17 protein-coding genes are annotated in these 17832 nt (G+C 66.4%); 6 read left to right on the forward strand and 11 right to left on the reverse strand.

Annotation, left to right across the window (positions count from 1 at the left end):
- Nucleotides 1-45: 45 nt before the first annotated feature.
- From ML01_RS02130 to ML01_RS02160, 8 genes are all read right to left on the reverse strand, one after another.
- Nucleotides 46-564, reverse strand: coding sequence for a hypothetical protein (locus tag ML01_RS02130; RefSeq protein ID WP_058553743.1), 519 nt, complete (start codon nucleotides 562-564; stop codon nucleotides 46-48).
- A 119-nt stretch (nucleotides 565-683) separates the two neighbouring features.
- Complete coding sequence (locus ML01_RS28310; RefSeq protein WP_156427514.1) at nucleotides 684-1028, reverse strand: hypothetical protein; 345 nt, start codon at nucleotides 1026-1028, stop codon at nucleotides 684-686.
- Nucleotides 1029-1513: 485 nt separating this feature from the next.
- On the reverse strand, nucleotides 1514-2104 hold the full coding sequence (gene mobA / locus ML01_RS02135) for a molybdenum cofactor guanylyltransferase MobA (RefSeq protein WP_058553744.1): 591 nt from the start codon (nucleotides 2102-2104) through the stop codon (nucleotides 1514-1516).
- Between the two features lie 125 nt (nucleotides 2105-2229).
- Nucleotides 2230-2919 (reverse strand): pyridoxamine 5'-phosphate oxidase, encoded by a 690-nt coding sequence (gene pdxH, locus ML01_RS02140; protein ID WP_082673869.1) that lies wholly within the window; start codon nucleotides 2917-2919, stop codon nucleotides 2230-2232.
- A gap of 446 nt (nucleotides 2920-3365) precedes the next feature.
- Nucleotides 3366-3785, reverse strand: a complete 420-nt coding sequence (locus ML01_RS02145; protein ID WP_058553745.1) for a DUF2934 domain-containing protein — start codon at nucleotides 3783-3785, stop codon at nucleotides 3366-3368.
- 288 nt (nucleotides 3786-4073) lie between these two features.
- Nucleotides 4074-6674: an FtsX-like permease family protein gene (locus ML01_RS02150; protein WP_058553746.1), complete on the reverse strand. Its 2601-nt coding sequence runs from the start codon at nucleotides 6672-6674 to the stop codon at nucleotides 4074-4076.
- Nucleotides 6668-7375, reverse strand: a complete 708-nt coding sequence (locus tag ML01_RS02155) for an ABC transporter ATP-binding protein (RefSeq protein WP_058553747.1) — start codon at nucleotides 7373-7375, stop codon at nucleotides 6668-6670. Before ML01_RS02155 ends, ML01_RS02150 begins: the two co-directional genes overlap by 7 nt.
- Before the next feature lie 98 nt (nucleotides 7376-7473).
- Nucleotides 7474-8124, reverse strand: coding sequence for a hypothetical protein (locus tag ML01_RS02160; RefSeq protein WP_058553748.1), 651 nt, complete (start codon nucleotides 8122-8124; stop codon nucleotides 7474-7476).
- Nucleotides 8125-8273: 149 nt separating this feature from the next.
- On the opposite strand from ML01_RS02160, the gene ML01_RS02165 reads away from it, so the two are divergent.
- The 5 genes from ML01_RS02165 to ML01_RS02185 all read left to right on the forward strand — a co-directional run bounded on the left by ML01_RS02165 (nucleotide 8274) and on the right by ML01_RS02185 (nucleotide 14568).
- Nucleotides 8274-9749 (forward strand): helicase HerA-like domain-containing protein, encoded by a 1476-nt coding sequence (locus ML01_RS02165; protein ID WP_058553749.1) that lies wholly within the window; start codon nucleotides 8274-8276, stop codon nucleotides 9747-9749.
- Between the two features lie 158 nt (nucleotides 9750-9907).
- On the forward strand, nucleotides 9908-12922 hold the full coding sequence (locus tag ML01_RS02170; protein WP_082673870.1) for an ATP-binding protein: 3015 nt from the start codon (nucleotides 9908-9910) through the stop codon (nucleotides 12920-12922).
- Nucleotides 12906-13172: a hypothetical protein gene (locus ML01_RS02175; RefSeq protein ID WP_058553751.1), complete on the forward strand. Its 267-nt coding sequence runs from the start codon at nucleotides 12906-12908 to the stop codon at nucleotides 13170-13172. The genes ML01_RS02170 and ML01_RS02175 overlap by 17 nt, the downstream gene beginning before the upstream one ends.
- 177 nt (nucleotides 13173-13349) lie before the next feature.
- The gene (locus ML01_RS02180; protein ID WP_058553752.1) at nucleotides 13350-13721 is read left to right on the forward strand and encodes a GxxExxY protein; all 372 of its coding nucleotides are present in this window, start codon (nucleotides 13350-13352) and stop codon (nucleotides 13719-13721) included.
- Nucleotides 13722-13953: 232 nt separating this feature from the next.
- Nucleotides 13954-14568: a hypothetical protein gene (locus tag ML01_RS02185; protein WP_058553753.1), complete on the forward strand. Its 615-nt coding sequence runs from the start codon at nucleotides 13954-13956 to the stop codon at nucleotides 14566-14568.
- 26 nt (nucleotides 14569-14594) lie between these two features.
- Here ML01_RS02185 and ML01_RS02190 read toward each other — a convergent pair whose 3' ends face one another.
- Genes ML01_RS02190 through ML01_RS02200 form a run of 3 tightly spaced genes read right to left on the reverse strand, consistent with a single transcriptional unit; the run spans nucleotide 14595 to nucleotide 16991 of the window.
- Complete coding sequence (locus tag ML01_RS02190) at nucleotides 14595-15497, reverse strand: hypothetical protein (RefSeq protein WP_058553754.1); 903 nt, start codon at nucleotides 15495-15497, stop codon at nucleotides 14595-14597.
- Nucleotides 15472-16230: a hypothetical protein gene (locus ML01_RS02195; RefSeq protein WP_162267947.1), complete on the reverse strand. Its 759-nt coding sequence runs from the start codon at nucleotides 16228-16230 to the stop codon at nucleotides 15472-15474. Before ML01_RS02195 ends, ML01_RS02190 begins: the two co-directional genes overlap by 26 nt.
- Nucleotides 16227-16991 carry a TIGR04255 family protein gene (locus tag ML01_RS02200; RefSeq protein WP_058553756.1) on the reverse strand — a complete coding sequence of 255 codons (765 nt, stop codon included), beginning with the start codon at nucleotides 16989-16991 and terminating at the stop codon, nucleotides 16227-16229. Before ML01_RS02200 ends, ML01_RS02195 begins: the two co-directional genes overlap by 4 nt.
- A gap of 95 nt (nucleotides 16992-17086) precedes the next feature.
- Between ML01_RS02200 and ML01_RS30075 the strand changes: the two genes are divergently transcribed.
- A complete protein-coding gene (locus ML01_RS30075) occupies nucleotides 17087-17827 on the forward strand; it encodes a DUF1156 domain-containing protein (protein ID WP_216819093.1) in 741 nt (246 codons plus the stop codon).
- The last annotated feature ends 5 nt before the right edge of the window (nucleotides 17828-17832 follow it).

Here is a 17832-nt window from a genome sequence, read left to right on the forward strand (position 1 = left end):
CGGCGGTAAATCTATGAATTGTATGCGCTGTTGTACACAAATACATTAATCGTAGGGGTGATATACGGGTGCACGCGAGCGTATCGTGTCAGCGGCCACCTTCGACGACTCCTCTAGCGGCTCGTCTTGGCTCAGGTAGTTCAGTACATCTTCTGCTCGGGTCGAGGTGAAGCCGCGCTTGAAGTCATCCCAGTCATGACAGCTAGTGGTGTTTGCCAAATTGAACAGGATTCTCTCATGCAGTGGAAGGTCGCGGATCTTTCGCTCAACGGTGTCTTGCAACTCCGATATGGTGAATTCGCATAAGCCATGGTCACTGCCGTGATAGTTGATGACGCCCAAGAATTCCCAAGCATTGGTGATGCCCTCCTCGGGGTCGGGAGGTTCCGCCATTTTCCACTCTCTTACGACAGACTTGAAAAGCTTGTCGAAGATCGGCCGACGAGCGGAGGTCGCTAGTTCACCCATAACCTCAATCAAACAGTCAACTTGTTGCTCGTACGTGTATTCTGAGTCGTCCTCAGACTTATCATCGAAAAGTGATCTTTGTTCGAAGTCATGCATAGCTATACTCTAGCGCCGCGGGAATACCGGACGCACGTGGAGACGGGAAAAGACTGGCGCCGCGGCGGTTGTGCTCTGCTCGCAAAACGGGTACCAAAAAATTGCAGCCGTGCTAGCCACTAAAAGTCTTTCTGATCAGTTGGCGAATTTCCTCGCTTGACAACTTCTATAGAGACGCTTTGACGGTACTTAACCAACACCTGCTCCAATTCCGCAGTAACTTCAGTGGTTCTGACATAGATCTTAGTCGATTTCTTTCTGTTCGCCGTGCGAGCAGATACTACAGGCAGGACCGCTGCGAGAAGCGAGACTAAGTTTGCAGCAAGCGCGACATATGCTGTCACATTCTCGAGTGAACTCGCGTCGTCCAGACATACGCGACCATAGGTCACGTCGGCGTGTTCTAGTTTCTCGATCTCATCCAACAGTGCGTAGTCGTCACTCCAGACAGCCATTTCATGCATAGATGCTTTCTCCTAAATGCCCAACGTGTAATGGACAGAATCAGAAATATCAGACTATCCACAATGTGCCTCTCCCGAGCTAGAGACACTGTAACCAGTCGGTAAACTCAACCCTCGCTGGCGACCCGCTGGCATCCTCCACTCCCTGATCCTGTCCTACGAGGATGAAGCTAGTCTATGTCCGAGTCCGCGACAACCACCCAGCAGAGAATCGATGCCTTCTGGACCACATTTTTGACGCTGGTCAAAAAATTGGAGGGCGCGTGGGATTGGGGGAGCCCTGGTACTTGCTGCGCGCGGAGGGTTTGCTGAAGGCCATGCGGCCTCGGCGGCTGGCGGAGCTGACGCCAGCGGCCATCGACGGCTAACCTCGCCGCGCAGGGCCGCAACACCGGCCAGAGGCCGCGGCAGTTAGAGCCGATCGTCGATGCTATACAGATGCGCGCCCCAAGCTCGGCAACGCCGCCGGCCCACCGCCACTGGTATCAGCCTGCGGCCCGGATTCCCGCAAGCTGCTCCGTGTCGTTCAGGTTCGCGAAGGGCCGGTCGGCGTCGTCGAAGCGCGCCACTGCCACGCGCAGCCCCGTGAGCCAGCCGTGCACGCTGCGCCCGCCAGCGGCGAGGTAGGCATCTAGGTTCGGGGCGAGGTGCGCGGGCAGCAGCGCGTGCAGGGGGTGCTCGCGCTGGCTGTCTGCGGCGATGGCGAGGTCCGCCGCCGGGTCGGCGGCGAGCGCGGCGGCGAGCCGCGCACCGAGATCGACGGGGAGCCGCGGCGTATCGCAGGGGCAGGTCAGGAGCCAGGGCGTCTCGATGACGGCGAGTGCCGCCGCGATGCCCGCGAGCGGCCCTTGGAAGCCGTCGAGGCGATCGGCGACGATGTGCTCCGCGAGCGCGGCGTACTGCTCGGCATTGCGGTTGGCGCTGATCCAGAGCCGGCCCACCTGCGGGCGCAGCCGCTCTGCCGTCCAGTCCACCAGCGCGCGGCCGTCGAGCGTGACCAGGCCCTTATCGCGCCCGCCCATGCGCCGCCCCGCCCCACCGGCGAGGATCAGCCCGGTCAGCTCATCAAGATGCATCGGAGCCTCCCGGAGGGCCAAGGGCCGAGGGCCGAGGACCAAGGACCGAGGACCAAGGTTGCGCGAGCCCGCCGAACCGCCGCCTGACCCCCTAGCTCCCAGCCCCTAGCACCTAGCCCCTTCCCCTAAGGTGCAAGGCGCTCGACACGCCACCCATCCGCGTCGCGGCTGTAGCGGAAACGATCGTGCAGCCGGCTGTCGCGCCCTTGCCAAAACTCGATGCTCTCGGGCACCACGCGGTAGCCGCCCCAGAAGTGCGGCAGCGGGATCTCGCCGTCGCCGAAGCGGCGCTTCATCTCCGCGACCTTCTCCTCCAGCAGCGAGCGCGAGCTGATCACCTGGCTCTGCGGCGACGACCAGGCACCGATGCGGCTGCCGCGGGGTCGGGTCATGAAGTAGCGGAGCGACTCCGCCGTCGGGATGCGGGCCGCGCGCCCCAGGATCTTCACCTGCCGGGCGAGCGCCACCCACGGGAACAGCAGCGCGACGCGGCCGTTCGCGTCCATCTCCTTCGCCTTGCGGCTGTCGTAGTTGGTGAAGAAGACGAAGCCGTCGGCGTCGTAGAGCTTGAGCAGCACGGTGCGCAGGCTCGGCTGGCCGTCGGCATCGACGGTGGCGAGCGACAGGGCGTTCGGCTCCGGCAGGCGGGCGTCGATGGCCTGCTGGTACCAGCACTGGAACTGTCGAATGGGGTCGGCATCCAGTCGCTCGCGGTCCAGTCCCTCGGCCATGAAGCGGGCACGCAGCGCGGCCGGGTCGGCGTCGGTTTCGATGGGGCTGGTGAGGTAGGGGGTGCTGTTGTCGGGGGCGGTCATGGGTGGTCACCATGCGGCGGTCTGGGCCAAGAGATGGCGACCGTGCCGGGCCGGTAAAAGGCGCTCGTCGATAACGACACTCCGGTGTCCGAACGTCCGCAACGGAGCGCCTTCGGCTGGTGCACTGCCGTTCGCTCACCGCGCCGATCCGTGTCGGCCGGGAGGCCGACACTCCCGCCAAGCGCGCGTTGGCCCGCGTGCCGGCGGGGCCACTGTCGTTATCGTCAGTTACGACACCCCTGAGGACAGCGACGACGACGGAGCGCGGCCACGGGATCTGCGCCGCGAGGCACTCGGGGGACACCGATTGAGTGGGCATCCTGCCCAAACATCGTACGGAGCCGGAAGACGCGGTCTCCCGGCTCCTCCATTTTCAGTGCCTTAACGGCACTGACAATGGCCGGGCATCCTGCCCGGCGGGAAACGCCGAATACTTCGGCGTTTGCCTAGGCCCCTTTCGAGAGCATCTCGTCGATCTCGGCGACGGCGGCGGCCCAGTCCGCCTCCTCGCCGCCAGCCGCGAACCCGCGCTTCTCGGCGCGGTAGTAAGCCGCCTCCTCGATCATCCGATAGCGCTGCTCCGGCGTCACGTCACCGACCGGCTTCAGCAGCACGGCGCGATCAGGCAGCGGGGCACGGGTTGCAGACTCTGGGGCCGGCGCCTGCTTCGGGGCGGCCTTTTTCGCCGGCGCCTTCTTGGCGGCGGTCTTCTTGGTCGGCGGTGCCGCCGGCTCCGCCGACGGTGCGGACAGGACCTTCTTGGCAACCACCTTCTTGGTCACCGGCGCGGATGATCCAACGGCCGCCGCCGCCGCGGTTTTCTTGGTCACGGTCTTCTTGGTTACGGTCTTCTTGTCCTCAGCCATCGTCGTTACTCGCCTCAGGTTTTGGGATAGAGCTTGAAGCCGCAACCGCCGCGCGCCCGATGGCGCCGCCTGCACTGCCGCCGGCCGTTCGCCCGAAGCATACACGACGAATCTCGCAAGCCGAATACCATAGTCGGGGAATTGGGCGAGACAGTCGCACGGACGAAGCAGAGCCTCTTTATGGGTAGATAAACCGGGACCCGGCGGGATATCAACAGGGTCACATCACGGCCAGCCGGCAGGCACCCGCGAGCAGCCGGACCGGGGCATGGCCGCTCAGCCCCGCGCCTACTCTTCGCGCAGCGCCTGCGCCGGCGCGGCGCGGGCGGCCCGTAGCGCCGGGTAGAGCCCGGCGACGATGGCCGCAAACCAGGCCAGCAGCACGCCGGAGACGAGTGTGCCCGGCGCGATCTGCATCGGCATGGTCCAGCCGAAGGAGCGCAGGTTGATCACTTGAATCAGCAGGTCCCCCATGACCACGCCGAGCGGCATGGCCAAGAGCCCGGCGGCGATGCCCATCAGCGAAGTTTGCAACAGGATCAGCAGCCTGAGCTGCCCGCGGGTCATGCCGGTGGCGCGCAGCACCGCATAGTCCTTCGCGCGCTCCAGCTCCAAGGCCATCAGCGCGCTCAGGATGCCGACGAAGGCGACGCCGATGGCGAGCAGCCGCAGCACCTCGGTGATGGTGAAGGTGCGATCGAAGATGTCCATGGACAGCTCGCGGATGCCGCGGTTGGTCTGCACGGCGGCGGGGGGCGAGAGCCCGGCGGCGAGGGCCTCCACGCGCGCCTCGACGGACTCGGCATCCGCATCGCTCGCAAGCACGACGCCCATGGACGACACGCCCGGATCATCCCACAGCACCGCATACACCGGCTTCGGCAGGATCACGGTGCCGCTGTCGCTGCCGTAGTCCTGGAACACGGCGCCGATCTCGAAGGTGCGCCAGCCCGCGCCGGTGAAGAGCTCGATGCGATCGCCCGCGGACTTCTGCTGCCGATAGGCATAGGGCTCCGAGACCAGCGCCAGCTCGCCCGCCTGCCAGCGCGGCCAGAGGTCGTCCGCCGTGTCCCCGCTGAAACGGAAGCCGCGCGGACGCCCGGTGCTGGACGTGAGCGCGAGCAAGGTCATCTGCCCGTCGCGAGTCTCCACCCGACGGCCGCGGCCCTGGCTCACGGCGGCGACGCCGGGCAGGGCCAGCAGCTCGTCGGCCAGTGCGGGCGGCAGCGAGGCGGGGTTGCCGGCGCCGCCTTCCGCGTCCGTGGCGATGTAGATGTCGGAGGTTAGCGTGTGCGCAAGCCAGTCCGACACGCTCGCGCGGAAGCTGCCGATCATGATGCCGACCCCGACGGTGGCCGCCACCGCCACGGCCAGCGCCGCCACGGCGAGGCCGGAGCGCGTGATGCTGGCCGTGATGCCGCGTGCCGCGAGCCGCCCGACGCTGCCGAACAAGGCGCCGAACAGCGGCGTCGTGGCCCAGGCGAGCAGGCGCACCACCAGCGGCATGCACAGGCTGGCGCCGACGATGACCAGGAACAGCGCGGCGAAGCCCCAGGTCATGGAGCGCCCGGACAGCGGAATCAGCAGCAGCCCGAGCCCGATCACCAGCCCACCCCCGGCGGCGAGCCAGGGCAGCAGCCGCTGCCCGCGCTGCTCCACCAGGGTGCGGCGGATCACGTCGCGCGGCTGCGAGCGCGCCGCCTCCAGCGCCGGCCCCAGCCCGGCGAGCAGCGTGACGCCGATGCCGAGTCCGACCCCTTTGGCCAGCGACAGCCAGTCCAGGTGCAGGCTGCGCACGCTGAGCTGGAAGTAGATGTCGTTGATGGTGCGCGTCACCAACTGCACCAGCCCGGCGCCGACGGCGATGCCGGCGAGCACGCCGAGCAGCGCGCCGATGGCCGCGAGCAGCAGCGTCTCAAGCAGCACCAGCGCAAAGAGCTGCCCGCGCGTGACCCCCTGCATGCGCAGCGTGCCGAGCAGCGGTCGGCGCTGCAGCACCGCGAAGGTCATGGTGTTGTAGACGATGAAGCCGCCGACCAGCATCGCCAGCAGGCTCATGGCGGTGAGGTTGGTGTGAAAGGCGCGGGTCATCTGCGCCAGCGCGTTGGTGCGCTGCGCCGTCGTTTGGAGCCGGAGCCCCGTCGGCAGCGCCGCGGCGACGCGCGCGGCTTCGGTGTCGGTGAGGATCAGATCGATCCGCTCCACCTGCCCGATGCTGCCCGTCACCTCCTGCGCCGTGGCGATGTCCGCGAGCGCGAGGCCCGCGAGGCCACGGCCGTCTGCGTCCGCCAGCACGGCGGCGACCTGCATGCTGCGCGTGCCGCTGCCGATCTCGGCCTGCACGGTGTCGCCGGCCGCGACGCCCAGCGCGCGGGCGTCCGCCGCGGCGAGCACCAGCGTGCCGGACTCGCCTAGCAGCCGCACCAGCGCCGTCGCGAGCCCGGCGGCGGCCTCGGCATCGGCGGCGCCGCCGGCCCCAGCCAGCAGCCCGGGGCGCATCGGCGCCGCGGCGATGAGATCGAGCCCGAGCAGGGTCAGGCTGCGCTCGCCGATGCGGATCGGCGCCTCGATCACCGGTGTCGCGAGGGACAGTCGCTGCTCAATGCGCAAGTCCACATAGGTCTGGTCGCTGATGCCGCCGGTGGCCGCCTGGATCTGGTGCGTCGCCGGCCCCGCCACCTGCTCCACCGAGAGCCGAAAGCCGCGCCGAGCGCTCTCGTTGGCGAGGTCCACGGCGATGACCACCGCCACGCCGAGGGCGATGCCGATGATCGAGAGCCAGGTCTGCCACGGGTGCCGCGTGAGATAACGGCGGCTCGCGGCGATCAGCGCGGGCGGGAGGCGAAACGCATCCACGAGCGCCGCGGTGCCGCCGGACAGGCTCACCACGACAGCGCCTCCGTGCGCTCGGTGAGCCGGCCGCCGTCCACCGCGAAGACGCGGTCGGCGATGGCCGAGACCTCGCGGCTGTGGGTGACCAGGATCAGCGTGTGGCCCTCGTCGCGGAACAGGTGCGACAGCAGCTCCAGCACGCGGTGGCCGGTCTGCGCGTCCAGGTTGCCGGTGGGCTCGTCCGCGAGCACCAGCGCCGGGTCGTGGATGATGGCCCGGGCGATGGCGACGCGCTGCTGCTCGCCGCCGGAGAGCTGGTCTGGGAAGGCGCCCTCGCGCCCGTCCAGGCCCACCTTGCCGAGCAGCGCGGCGATGCGCTCGCGCCGGCGCGCCGCCGGCACGCCGTTCAGCTCCAGCGGCAGCGCCAGGTTTTCGGCGACCGTGAGCGTCGGGATCAGATTGAAGAACTGGTAGATGAAGCCGATGTGCCGCCGCCTGAGCAGCGTCAGCGCCGGCTCGCCCATGGTCACGACGCTCTGCCCCGCGATGCGCACATCGCCGGTGTCCGGGCGGTCGATGCCGGCGAGCAGGTTCAACAGCGTGGACTTGCCGGAGCCGGAGCGCCCGAGCAGCGCGATGCATTCGCCGGGCGCCACCTTGAAGGCGACATCCTCCAGCACGACACGGCGCGCCCGGCCCTCGGCGTAAGACTTGCCGAGCCCCTCGACGGCGAGCGCGGGAACGGTTGCGTCATCCATGGGCGGCTGTGCAGACCAAGGCGGGTTGGGACGATGCCGGCGCGCGTCGCGTCGGCGGCTCAGGGCGTCAGGTGATGCGCCCGCGGCGCTTTGGCAAGTCAGGTGCCGTCCGTGCTGCCGAGGGCGGCATCCCGCGCCACCGGGTCGGCGTAGCCGGTCAGGTCCGGCGGCGGCGGCAGGCGCTCGGCGAGGGCGTCCGGCACCTCGCCGCGGCCGGCCTGATAGAGCGCGCCGGACTCCAGCATGATCAGCGCCATCACGGTCAGCAACAGCGGCACGACGCCAATGCGCGCCCAGATGGCCGCGCCCATATCCTGCGACGCCGCCTTATGGCGCTCCATCTCCTGCATCGCCGGCGGCAGGTCCGCGATGCGGGCGGCGAGCGCCGCGGTGTCGCCGTCGCCGCCGAAGAAGGCGAGGCTCACCACGGCCGCGCTGACCGCATAGGCAATCAGCAGCACCCGCCAGCGCCCGGCCGTCAGCCGCCAATGCGCGGCGGCGAACCAGGCGTCCTGCTCGGCCGCCCGCCGCGCGCGCAGCCAGGTGTAGACCATCACCGCCAGCGATGCCGCCAAGGGCACCGCCACGGCCGGCCACTTGAGCCGGGCCAGCAGCGAATCCGGCTCTGCCATGGAGCCCGCGAGCAGGACCACGCCGATCAAGAGGTTAAACAGCACCAGGTTGATCATGGCCAGCTCGTGCGGCGCGCGACCGCGGCGACGTTGGACCTCATCGACGGCGTAGAACATGGGGCATCGGCTTTTGGGCAGGATTTGCCGAGGCATTGTCCGTGAGCACCCGGCGGGCGGCAACCGAGTCTGGCGAGCTTCACGCTTGCCCGCGCCCGCGGGCGCCAACATACTGCGGCCGGGCACAGCAAGATCGAGGGGACGGCGCAATGGCAGACGGCATTTTGGTGGGTAAGGGCGAGCAGCCGGTGCTGATCCGCCCGCGCATGGCGAACCGGCACGGCCTCGTCGCCGGTGCCACCGGCACGGGCAAGACAGTGACCTTACAGCGGCTCGCGGAGCGCTTCAGCCGCATCGGCGTGCCGGTGTTCGTCGCGGACGTGAAGGGCGACCTCATCGGCATCAGTCAGCCCGGCGGCGACAACAAGCGCGTGACAGCGCGCGTGGCGGAGCTGGACCTCGTGGCCGAGGAGGGCTTCAGCTACGACGGCTGCCCCGTCGTGTGCTGGGACCTCTACGGCGAGCAGGGCCACCCCGTGCGCACCACCATCAGCGAGATGGGGCCGCTGCTCTTGTCACGCCTGCTGGAGCTCAACGACGTGCAGGAGGGCGTGCTCAACGTCTGCTTCCGCGTTGCCGACGACAACGGGCTCCTGCTGCTCGATCTCAAGGACCTGCGCGCGATGCTGAACCACATCGCCGACAACGCGGCGTCGCTGCGGACCACCTTCGGCAATGTGTCTGCCGCCTCCGTCGGTGCCATTCAGCGCCGGCTGCTGACGCTGGAGGAGCAGGGCGGGGATCTGCTGTTCGGCGAGCCGGCGCTCGACCTCGCGGATCTGATGCGCGTGGATGCGAACGGCCAAGGCTCGGTCAACGTACTGGCCGCGGACAAACTCATCCGCAGCCCCCAGCTCTACGCCACCTTTCTGCTGTGGCTTTTATCAGAGCTGTTCGAGCAACTGCCGGAGCTCGGCGACCCGGACAAGCCCGTGCTCGTGTTCTTCTTCGACGAGGCGCATCTGCTCTTCAACGGCGCGCCGAAGGTGCTGGTGGACAAGGTCGAGCAGGTGGTGCGGCTGATCCGCTCCAAAGGGGTCGGCGTGTACTTCGTCACGCAGAACCCGCTGGACGTGCCGGACAGCGTGCTCGGCCAGCTCGGCAACCGCGTGCAGCACGCGCTGCGGGCCTTCACGCCGCGGGATCAGAAGGCCGTGCGCGCGGCGGCGCAGACCTTCCGGCAGAACCCGGCGCTCGACACCGAGGCCGCCATCACGGCGCTCGGCGTCGGCGAGGCGCTCGCCTCCACGCTGGACGACGACGGCATCCCGAGCATCGTGGAGCAGGTCAAGGTGGCGCCGCCCGGCAGCCGCCTTGGGCCCATCAGCCCGGCCGAGCGCCAGGCGTTGCTGCGTGCCTCGCCGGTGGCCGGCGTCTACGAGCAGACCGTAGACCGCGACTCCGCCTACGAGACGCTCAAGCTCATGGCCGAGCAGGCGGCACTCGCCGCCGAAGCGGCGGACTTGATGCCGCCGATGCCGACCACCCGCGCCCCGAGCCGCAACGCGCAGACGCCGCTCGAGGCCTTTGCCGTCAGCGCCATGCGCTCGCTCGGCACGCACATCGGCCGGCAGATCGCCCGCGGCACCCTGGGCTCGCTGCTCGGCGGGGCGCGGCGGCGGTGATCGGAGCCCTGATCGAGTGCGACGGCGGGTACAGCATTGGCTGCGACTTCAGTTGCATCCCCAAGACGCTCTCCCTACTGAACCAAGCCGCTGCATAAAAAGGCATCACGACACACGGTAAGCCGATCACACAACAACGGACCCACAGGACAAGCAGCATGACGATGTCCATCCTCGACACATGCACACCGCGTAAGGACCTGCTCGCAGGGACCTTCAACCCCGAGATCTTCACCGCCAACCTGATGCAGGCCATCGGCCACTACCGGGGCGAGACCGATGTGATCGAGAACATCTACACGGACCCCGTCGCCTTTTTTGGCGAAGGCACCTACCCCACGGAAGGCATGCGCCAGGTGTTGCGCAACATCTTCGGCCGCCTCAAGGGCAGTGACGCCAGTTACCCCGCCATCCAGCGCCTGGAGACTGCCTTCGGGGGCGGCAAGACCCACACCCTGATCGGGGCCACCCATCTCGCCTACCGCGGCACCGAGGTTGCCGAGGCCGCCCGCGAGCTGATCGACCCCGCCCTGCTCTTGAACGCAGGCGAGACCACCGTGGTCGGCATCGCCGGCGACCGGGTCACGATCCACGAGACCAAAGGCTCGCGTCTGATCCCCTACACCCTCTGGGGCGAGATCGCCTTCCAGATCGGCGGCGAGGACCTCTACCGCGAGATCGGCGCCACCGCGACCTCCTTCGGCTCCCCCGGAGACGAATACTTCGACCTGGCCCTCAAGGGCCGGCGCGTCCTCATCATGCTCGACGAGCTGGCGGCCTACGCCGCCCGCGTCGAAGCGGCTCGGCCCGGCGGTCGCTCCAGCGTCGCCACCTTCCTGATGTCCCTGTTCCAGTACGCCAAGGACCACACCGGCATCGCCGTGGTCCTGACCCTGGCCAGCCAGAAGGACGCCTTCGCCCGCCAGACCGCGATGCTCGCGGAGATCATCTCCCAGGCCAAGGGCGAGGAGGTCAGCAAGACCGAGGCCCTGGACATTGCCCGCCGCGCCGACGTCGAGGTCCGCAGCGTCGTCGCCCGCGACGTCACCACCGTGACCCCGGTCCGCGGCCAGGAGATCTCGCGCGTGCTCGCACGCCGCCTATTCAGGCGCATCGACCAGGACGCCGCGGCCCGCACCGCCGACACCTACATGGACATGTACCGGCGCACCGCGACCCTGCTGCCCGAGGCCGCGCGCCAGGAGACCTTCCGCGAGCGCATGGTCACCCACTACCCCTTTCACCCGACCCTAGTCGACTACCTCACCGGCAAGCTCTCAACGGTCGAGACCTTCCAGGGCACCCGCGGTGTCCTGCGCGTCCTCGCCCTGACCGTCTCCCACCTCTGGAGAAAGCATGCCGCGGTCCCGGCGATCCATACCTGCCACCTGGACCTGAGGGATCATCGCCTCTCCGACGAGCTAATCAGCCGCACCGAGAGCGCCGAGCTGCTGCCCATCGTCACCGCCGACGTGGGCGGCGCCGACAGCAGCGAGCTCGGTTCCCGCGACAGCAACGCAGCCCTGATGGACAAGCACAACCCCCATCCCGAGGGCTTTCCGCTCTACGAGGACACCTGGAAGACCGTCTTCCTGCACAGCCTGGCCGGATTCGGCGACGGCCTCGCCTCCAACGTCTTCGGCATCAGCAAGCAGGATGCCCTGTTCGCAACCGCCTTCCCCGGCATGACCCCGCCCCAGGTCGAGACCGCCCTGGATGCCATCCGCTCCAACGCCTACTACCTGCGCTTCTCCGAGACCGAGGGCCGCTACTACGCCAGCACCGGCGTCTCCATCAACCGCGTGCTCGCCGACATCCGCCGCGGCCTGCGCGGTTCGGATCGCATCGAAGAGCTGCTGGGCCAGACCTCCCGCAAGGTCGTGACCGCCGGGCAGCACCACTTCGAGGTCATCCCCGAGGTGACGGTCCCAGAGCGCATCCCGGACAAGACCGGCAAGCCCACCCTGGCCCTGATCGCCCTGGATGCCGACAGCATCCGGCCCGAGGAGCTGATCACCCAGGCCGGTCCCAACCGGCCGCGCATCGAGCAGAACCTGGTCCTGCTTCTGATCCCGGACACCGTCAGAGTCACGGGGGACCAGCGTTCCGGCGACGACATGCTCGACAACCAGGAGACCCGCGCCCTTGAGCTGCGCGACCGTCTCCAGAGCATCGCCGTCGATGTGCTCGCCCGCCGCATCCTCAAGCAGGACCCGGCCGCCTTCGGCCTCGCCGAGTCGGCGCTGAGCGACCAGACCTTCAGCCGCGACACCAAGGAGCGCGAGCAGGCCCTGATCACCGTCGTCACCCAGGCCTATCGCAACCTCTGGTTTCCGGGGGGTGGTGGGGCAGGCGGGGGCGGCAAGATCATCCGCCGCGAGATCAGCACCGCCGGCGGCGAAGGCGGCGTGTCCGTCATCGAGCGCATCAAGGAGGTCCTGCTCAACGACGGCGAGCTGGTCACCTTGGATCTGGCCGGCACCACCACCGCCGGCGCCTCCGCGGCCAAGCTCTTCTTCACCAACCAGGACTACCGCACCCTGGCGGAGCTGCGCGCCGACTTCGCCCGCCGCCGCGATTGGCCCCTGCTTGAGGAGTCCAGCGTCTTCGACACCCTGATCCGTGCCGGCGTCAACCACGGCGCCTGGTGCCTGTTCCGCATGGGTGAGGCCGAGTCCGAGAAGCCCGCCGAGTTTCACTCCCGCGACACCGGCGAGATCCCCTACCAGGTCAATCTCACCGACCCCGGCTGGAGCATCGTCACGCCCCAGGGCGCCAAGAAGCGCAACTGGACCGAATCCGACAAGCCCGACCCCACCCGCATCCGCCAAATGGGTCCAGGACGAGATCAACGGCTCCGGCTACTGCTCCGTGGCCGAGATCGCCTCCAAGGTCGAGCAGGCGCATGGAAGCGTCCCGACCCAGGAGATCTGCAAGGCCGTCGACGAGCTGATCAAGGCCGGACACTTCTATGTCCACACCGCCGACAAGAACCCGGACCAGGAGCCCGACGCCCTGCGGGGTGCCAGCGACTGGGTCATGGAAACCGTCGGCCCCGAGTACAAGGTCGTCACCAAGCCAGAGGCCAGCAAGCGCGGATGGGTCACCAAGCCGCCGACGGGTATCCAGATCGGCGGCGACGAGGGCCGCAAGAAGGTGCTGCCGCTGCTTAAATCTCTCGCCCAGATCTACAAGAGCGGCGGCAAGTCCACCATCGACTACCTGGAGGTCAGCGGCCTCAAGCTCCCCCAGGGCGGCATCTTCAACATCCAGCTCCAGACCCTGGCGCCAGAGGACATCCGCACCCTCGACGAGCTGTTCGACATCGCCCTCGACCTGACCGACCAGCAACAGGCCGAGGTCCAGATCGTCATCAGTGCACCGCAACCCGACTGCAAGCTGGTCGAGCGTCTCCGGTCGTGAAGAGTTTTCACCACAGAGAACACAGAGGGCACAGAGTTGGAGACGATGTCTATTACGAGAGCGATGCGTGCCCAGGATCGCACCCAGGCAGCTTTCAGACCTTCAGACGTCCAGGAATCGATACAAGCAAAATCTTTTCCCCTGTGCGCTCTGTGTCCTCTGTGGTGAGCAAATGCAATGGAAAAGGATCCACTGAGCGGGGCTGTGATTGGTGCTGCGATCGAGGTCCATCGACACCTTGGCCCTGGACTGCTGGAATCGACCTACGAAGCATGCCTCGCATATGAGTTGCAGCAACGAGGTATCGGATTCCAACTCCAAGTGCCGCTCCCAGTTCGCTACAAGGGTGTCAGCCTGGAGTGCGGCTATCGGATCGACGCGATGGTCGAAGGCCGCCTGCTTCTGGAGCTGAAGGCCGTCGAGCGGATCTTGCCGATCCACGCCGCGCAGATTCTCACCTACATGCGCCTGGCCTCGGTCGATACCGGGTTGCTGATCAACTTCAACGTGACGCGTCTCATCGATGGCGTCCAACGGTTCAAACTTTGAAGAAATTTTTCACCACAGAGGACACAGAGAGCACAGAGGAAAAGAATCTTTATCTCTTTATCTCTTTATCTCTTTATCTCTTTATCTCTTTATCTCTTTATCTCTTTATCTCTTTATCTCTTTATCTCTTTATCTCTGTGTCCTCTGTGTCCTCTGTGTCCTCTGTGTCCTCTGTGTCCTCTGTATCCTCTGTGTCCTCTGTGTCCTCTGTGTCCTCTGTGGTTAATCTCCCATGCCAAAGAAAAAGCTCGACCTGAAGCAGTACCACAAGGAGCGCCTGGCCAAGCTCAACGCCAAGGCCCCCTTCGTGCTGCGCATCACCGAGTGGAAGGACAAGCCCATCCCGGTCCTGGTGATCAAGGAACGGCAGTTCCGCGACGACGAAGGGGACGCGCGGGATGCGGAAGGCCAGCGACGCAAGGCCCGGCCGGTCCAGATCGAGCGCGGCAGCCTCTACGGCGAGCCCCAGCACCGCTGCCTACCCGTGCTGCGGCGCATCTTGGAGCCGGTCACAGACACTGCCGGCATCCCCTTGGAGCTTGATCGCTACATGACTGCCGAGGGCCTGCGCCTGCGCGCCAAACTGCCGCTGAACGAGGAGGCCGGCGCCAAGCTCGGCCTGATCTTCCGCCTCCAGGACCGACTCAAGGACTTGGAACGGGTAGAGCTGATCGCCTACCGGGTCGCCCAGTTCACCCGCGAAGAGGCCGCCTACTGGCTCTCCCGGACCTCCAGCTTCGGTCCCAGCGCCAACCGCTGGGCTCTCTCCGGGCTGCGCATCATGCTCGGGGGGCATCCGAAGGACCCGGATATCGGGACCATGCTGGAGATGTTCAGATCGAGATAAGAGAAGAAGACGCCCCAGCGAGCCCGCTACGGCAATGGGGGCAGCTCGCCGCCGGGCGAGTCCCGGAGGCTGAGATAGTCCAGCGGAAACAGACGATGGGTGCACAGCAGGCTCATTGATGCCTCTTCTTCGTCCTGAACCCGATAGTCGACCACCGAAACCCCATCGGACTTCTCGTAGGCCGCTGCGATCTCACCGAACGCCTTCAGGAGCGCCTGGCGTTCCTCCTCTTCCAAGCCTTCTGCGACAAGCCCAACGAAGTCGATCTCGTAGACCTCGTCGTCACCCACCTCGTCCCAGGAGTTGAGGCTCACGTAGAGTCCGAGAAGGTGGGTGCCCGTCTTCTTCAGACGGTCCTCCAGCTTTCCTTGTGCCTTGCGGGTGCGATGGTTGAACGCGTCGGGAAAGGCCGTGCGCACGATCCGGTTGACGATCCAGCGTTGCAGAACCCGCACCGATGGCTCGGGCACGATGAGAGACAGGTCGGGATCGACACCCGCCAAAACATGTCTCGGCAGCAGCACCCGCCCGTTGGAGTGGATGCGGTACCAATGCTCCGTCCCATCCGAAGTGAAGGGAAGGTGCAGCTCCCGGGGATTCTTGCCCGCGGTCAGGTTTCCGTTTGGCAGGGCATCCGGAGCCAGCAGCTCGCACAGATAGGCCTCCGCGACCGGCTCGGATGCGTAGCAGTGATGCACCAGGTCGCAGCTTTGCGAGACCACCAGGAGCCGAGCATCTTTCGCCAGCTCCGGTGAGCCCGCCCCCAGCGACATCGCACGGAGCACCGACTGCACGTCCGGGGTGCTGACGAAGGACCATTGTCGCCAGCCTCGCTGCTTGATCGACGCCGGCTCTCCGCGCTCCTGCTCCTCGACGCTAAATGTCGCCTTGGGGCAAAGCAGCTTACGAATGCGATGCAGGAATGGCATGCGTCAGCGCATTCTCGTACCGATCCTTTTCGCTCAGCGGTGCGAGCCTCGCCCTTCGCGCCTGGCGCTGGCCCTCCTCTTCCGCGGCCCTCTTCGCCAAAGCTTCCAGGTGCGACTGGATCAGGGAACGATCTCCGGGCTCCTCACCCAGCAGATCCAGCAAGGATCGTCCCTCGGCAGTCTTCGCGCGCAGCAGGCGCCCGAGGGGACGGTTGGTCAGCGACCGCCAATCCAGGCACACCCGCCGCAGCCCCAGCAAACGATCGTAATTTGCGTCGCTCACCTGCCCGCCACCGATCCAGTCATAGACCGCCTGGCGCGAGACCCCAGCGATAGAGGCGAGATCGGTGATGCTGACGCCCAGGGTGGCCTTGATCTCCGCAATCAGATCGGCCCCCGCAAGCACATCCGCGGCTTCTGCCTTGGCCTGCGTGCCGATTCGCTCGAACAGCCCTTCCCAGGACTCGGCCGCAACCGCAGCCGTCCGATCTTCGCTGACCAGGCTGTCTAATGATCCGCCGGTACCAACCAGGGACTTGATCGCCATCGTTGGTGTCATGCCGGCAGTCGTGGCCAGTGTTGCGAGCATCGTGGCGACGATCCAGCCCGGCGGAGTCGAGGGAGAAGGCACCGACGCACCGGCGCCGGTCGCGGAGTAGCCAACATCCTCCGAGCCCAAGGACCAAGACTGCCAGGGAGATGGGGCACCGCATATCGACACCATTGCGCTCATCGCCAGTCCTCCAGTGCGAAATCGGAGACGGTCTCGCGGAATGCCTCCGAGAGGATTCCATGGAGATCGTTGAACCGATCCATGGCCCCTTCAATCGAAAACGCCTCGGATTTCTCGACGAAGTGGTCGTAATCCAGGATCCCGACCGGCTTGTTCGCGTCGAAGGCCTGCGCGGAAACCAGGTCTTGCGGGACCAGGTTCGGTGGCAGCACCCCTTCGGGGTTCAAACCGATGCGCACGACCAACCGGCCACCGACATCGGTCTCCATGATCAGGTTGGTGAACGACCTCGGCCGGTGGGCACCGATGTGCTCCAGTCCGACCCCGCGCAACCCCTCCTTGAGATAGTCGGCGAGGGTATGGTCGGCGCCGGCCTGAAAGGCATCGACATAGCGCAGCCCCAGCCGCTCGCTCGCCGCGATGCCCACGACATCCTGCACGATCTCCAGGCCCTGCCGCAGATCCGCGAAGAACGCCTCGTGGGTGTCGTAGGCGGTCGTATGGAAGGCGACGGAGCCCGTCTGGACCAAGAAGCCCGTGCGGCGATCGATCCGATCGAAGGCCCACTGCCGCGTCACCCGGGCCTCCGTCCCGCCAGGCCCAAACTCGAGCTCCCGGACCTCGTTCGGCCGGTAGAGCGAGTAACCGGCCTTGCGCATGCGCTCCTGGATCTCGGGGACATAGTCGGCCATCTTGAGGACCGCCCCGATCCGCACCTGGGCCACGACATATACGAGGGGGGATTTTGCGAGCTTCTCCATGGGTGTTTCTGTTGTACTATTTGGTCTGGTTGACACTCTACTTGACAAAGTATGGGCCAACCGGGACCGGAAGCAAACTTTTTCGAGGAGGCCAGATGGGCGACGGCGAGGATCTCAGACTGATCGAGGCGGGATTCCCCTGCCACCAGGTCGGCGCGGAAACCCAACGGGAACAAAGCGTCGGACTTCAGCCGCCGGTGAACCGCTTGCATGTCTGGTGGGCAAGGCGACCGCTGACCCCGAGCCGGGCCGCCATCGTCGCCTCGCTCGATCCGGCTGGAACCGACCCGGACACCTTCATCCGCCAGCTCGGCATCGAGCGCGTCCAGGCGCTGGTGCACGGCGAGCCCTGGACCATCACCGACAAGCTGTTGGATCGCATCGAGTCTCGAAATTGCGCTGAGGTCTTGCCGTTGGATGCGGTTGTTCTGCGTGCGCTGGATCGAGAGCAAGCCCGACGAGACAACAACCGGGCGCTGATTGATGAGTTGAGAGGAAAAAGCGCTGACTTGGCGGCCGACCCCGTCCTGGAGCGGTGGAGTCGAGAGAACAAGCCCTTGCCCATGCCGTGGCCCAACGAAGGCGATGCGCTTCCTGTTATTCGCGTTCCGGCCGATCCCGCCTGGGCAAACGAGCGCATTGCCTTCGAAGACGCAAACAAGATCCGGACACCAGAGGACAAATATCTCTACCCACGCGCCTATTCCCACATTGTGCCCTGGAAACCGTCTGGGCTAACGGTCTTGAAGACGCAAACAAGATCCGGACACCAGAGGACAAATATCTCTACCCACGCGCCTATTCCCACATTGTGCCCTGGAAACCGTCTGGGCTAACGGTC

It is taken from the genome of Thiohalocapsa sp. ML1, from assembly GCF_001469165.1.
Lineage (GTDB): Bacteria > Pseudomonadota > Gammaproteobacteria > Chromatiales > Chromatiaceae > Thiohalocapsa.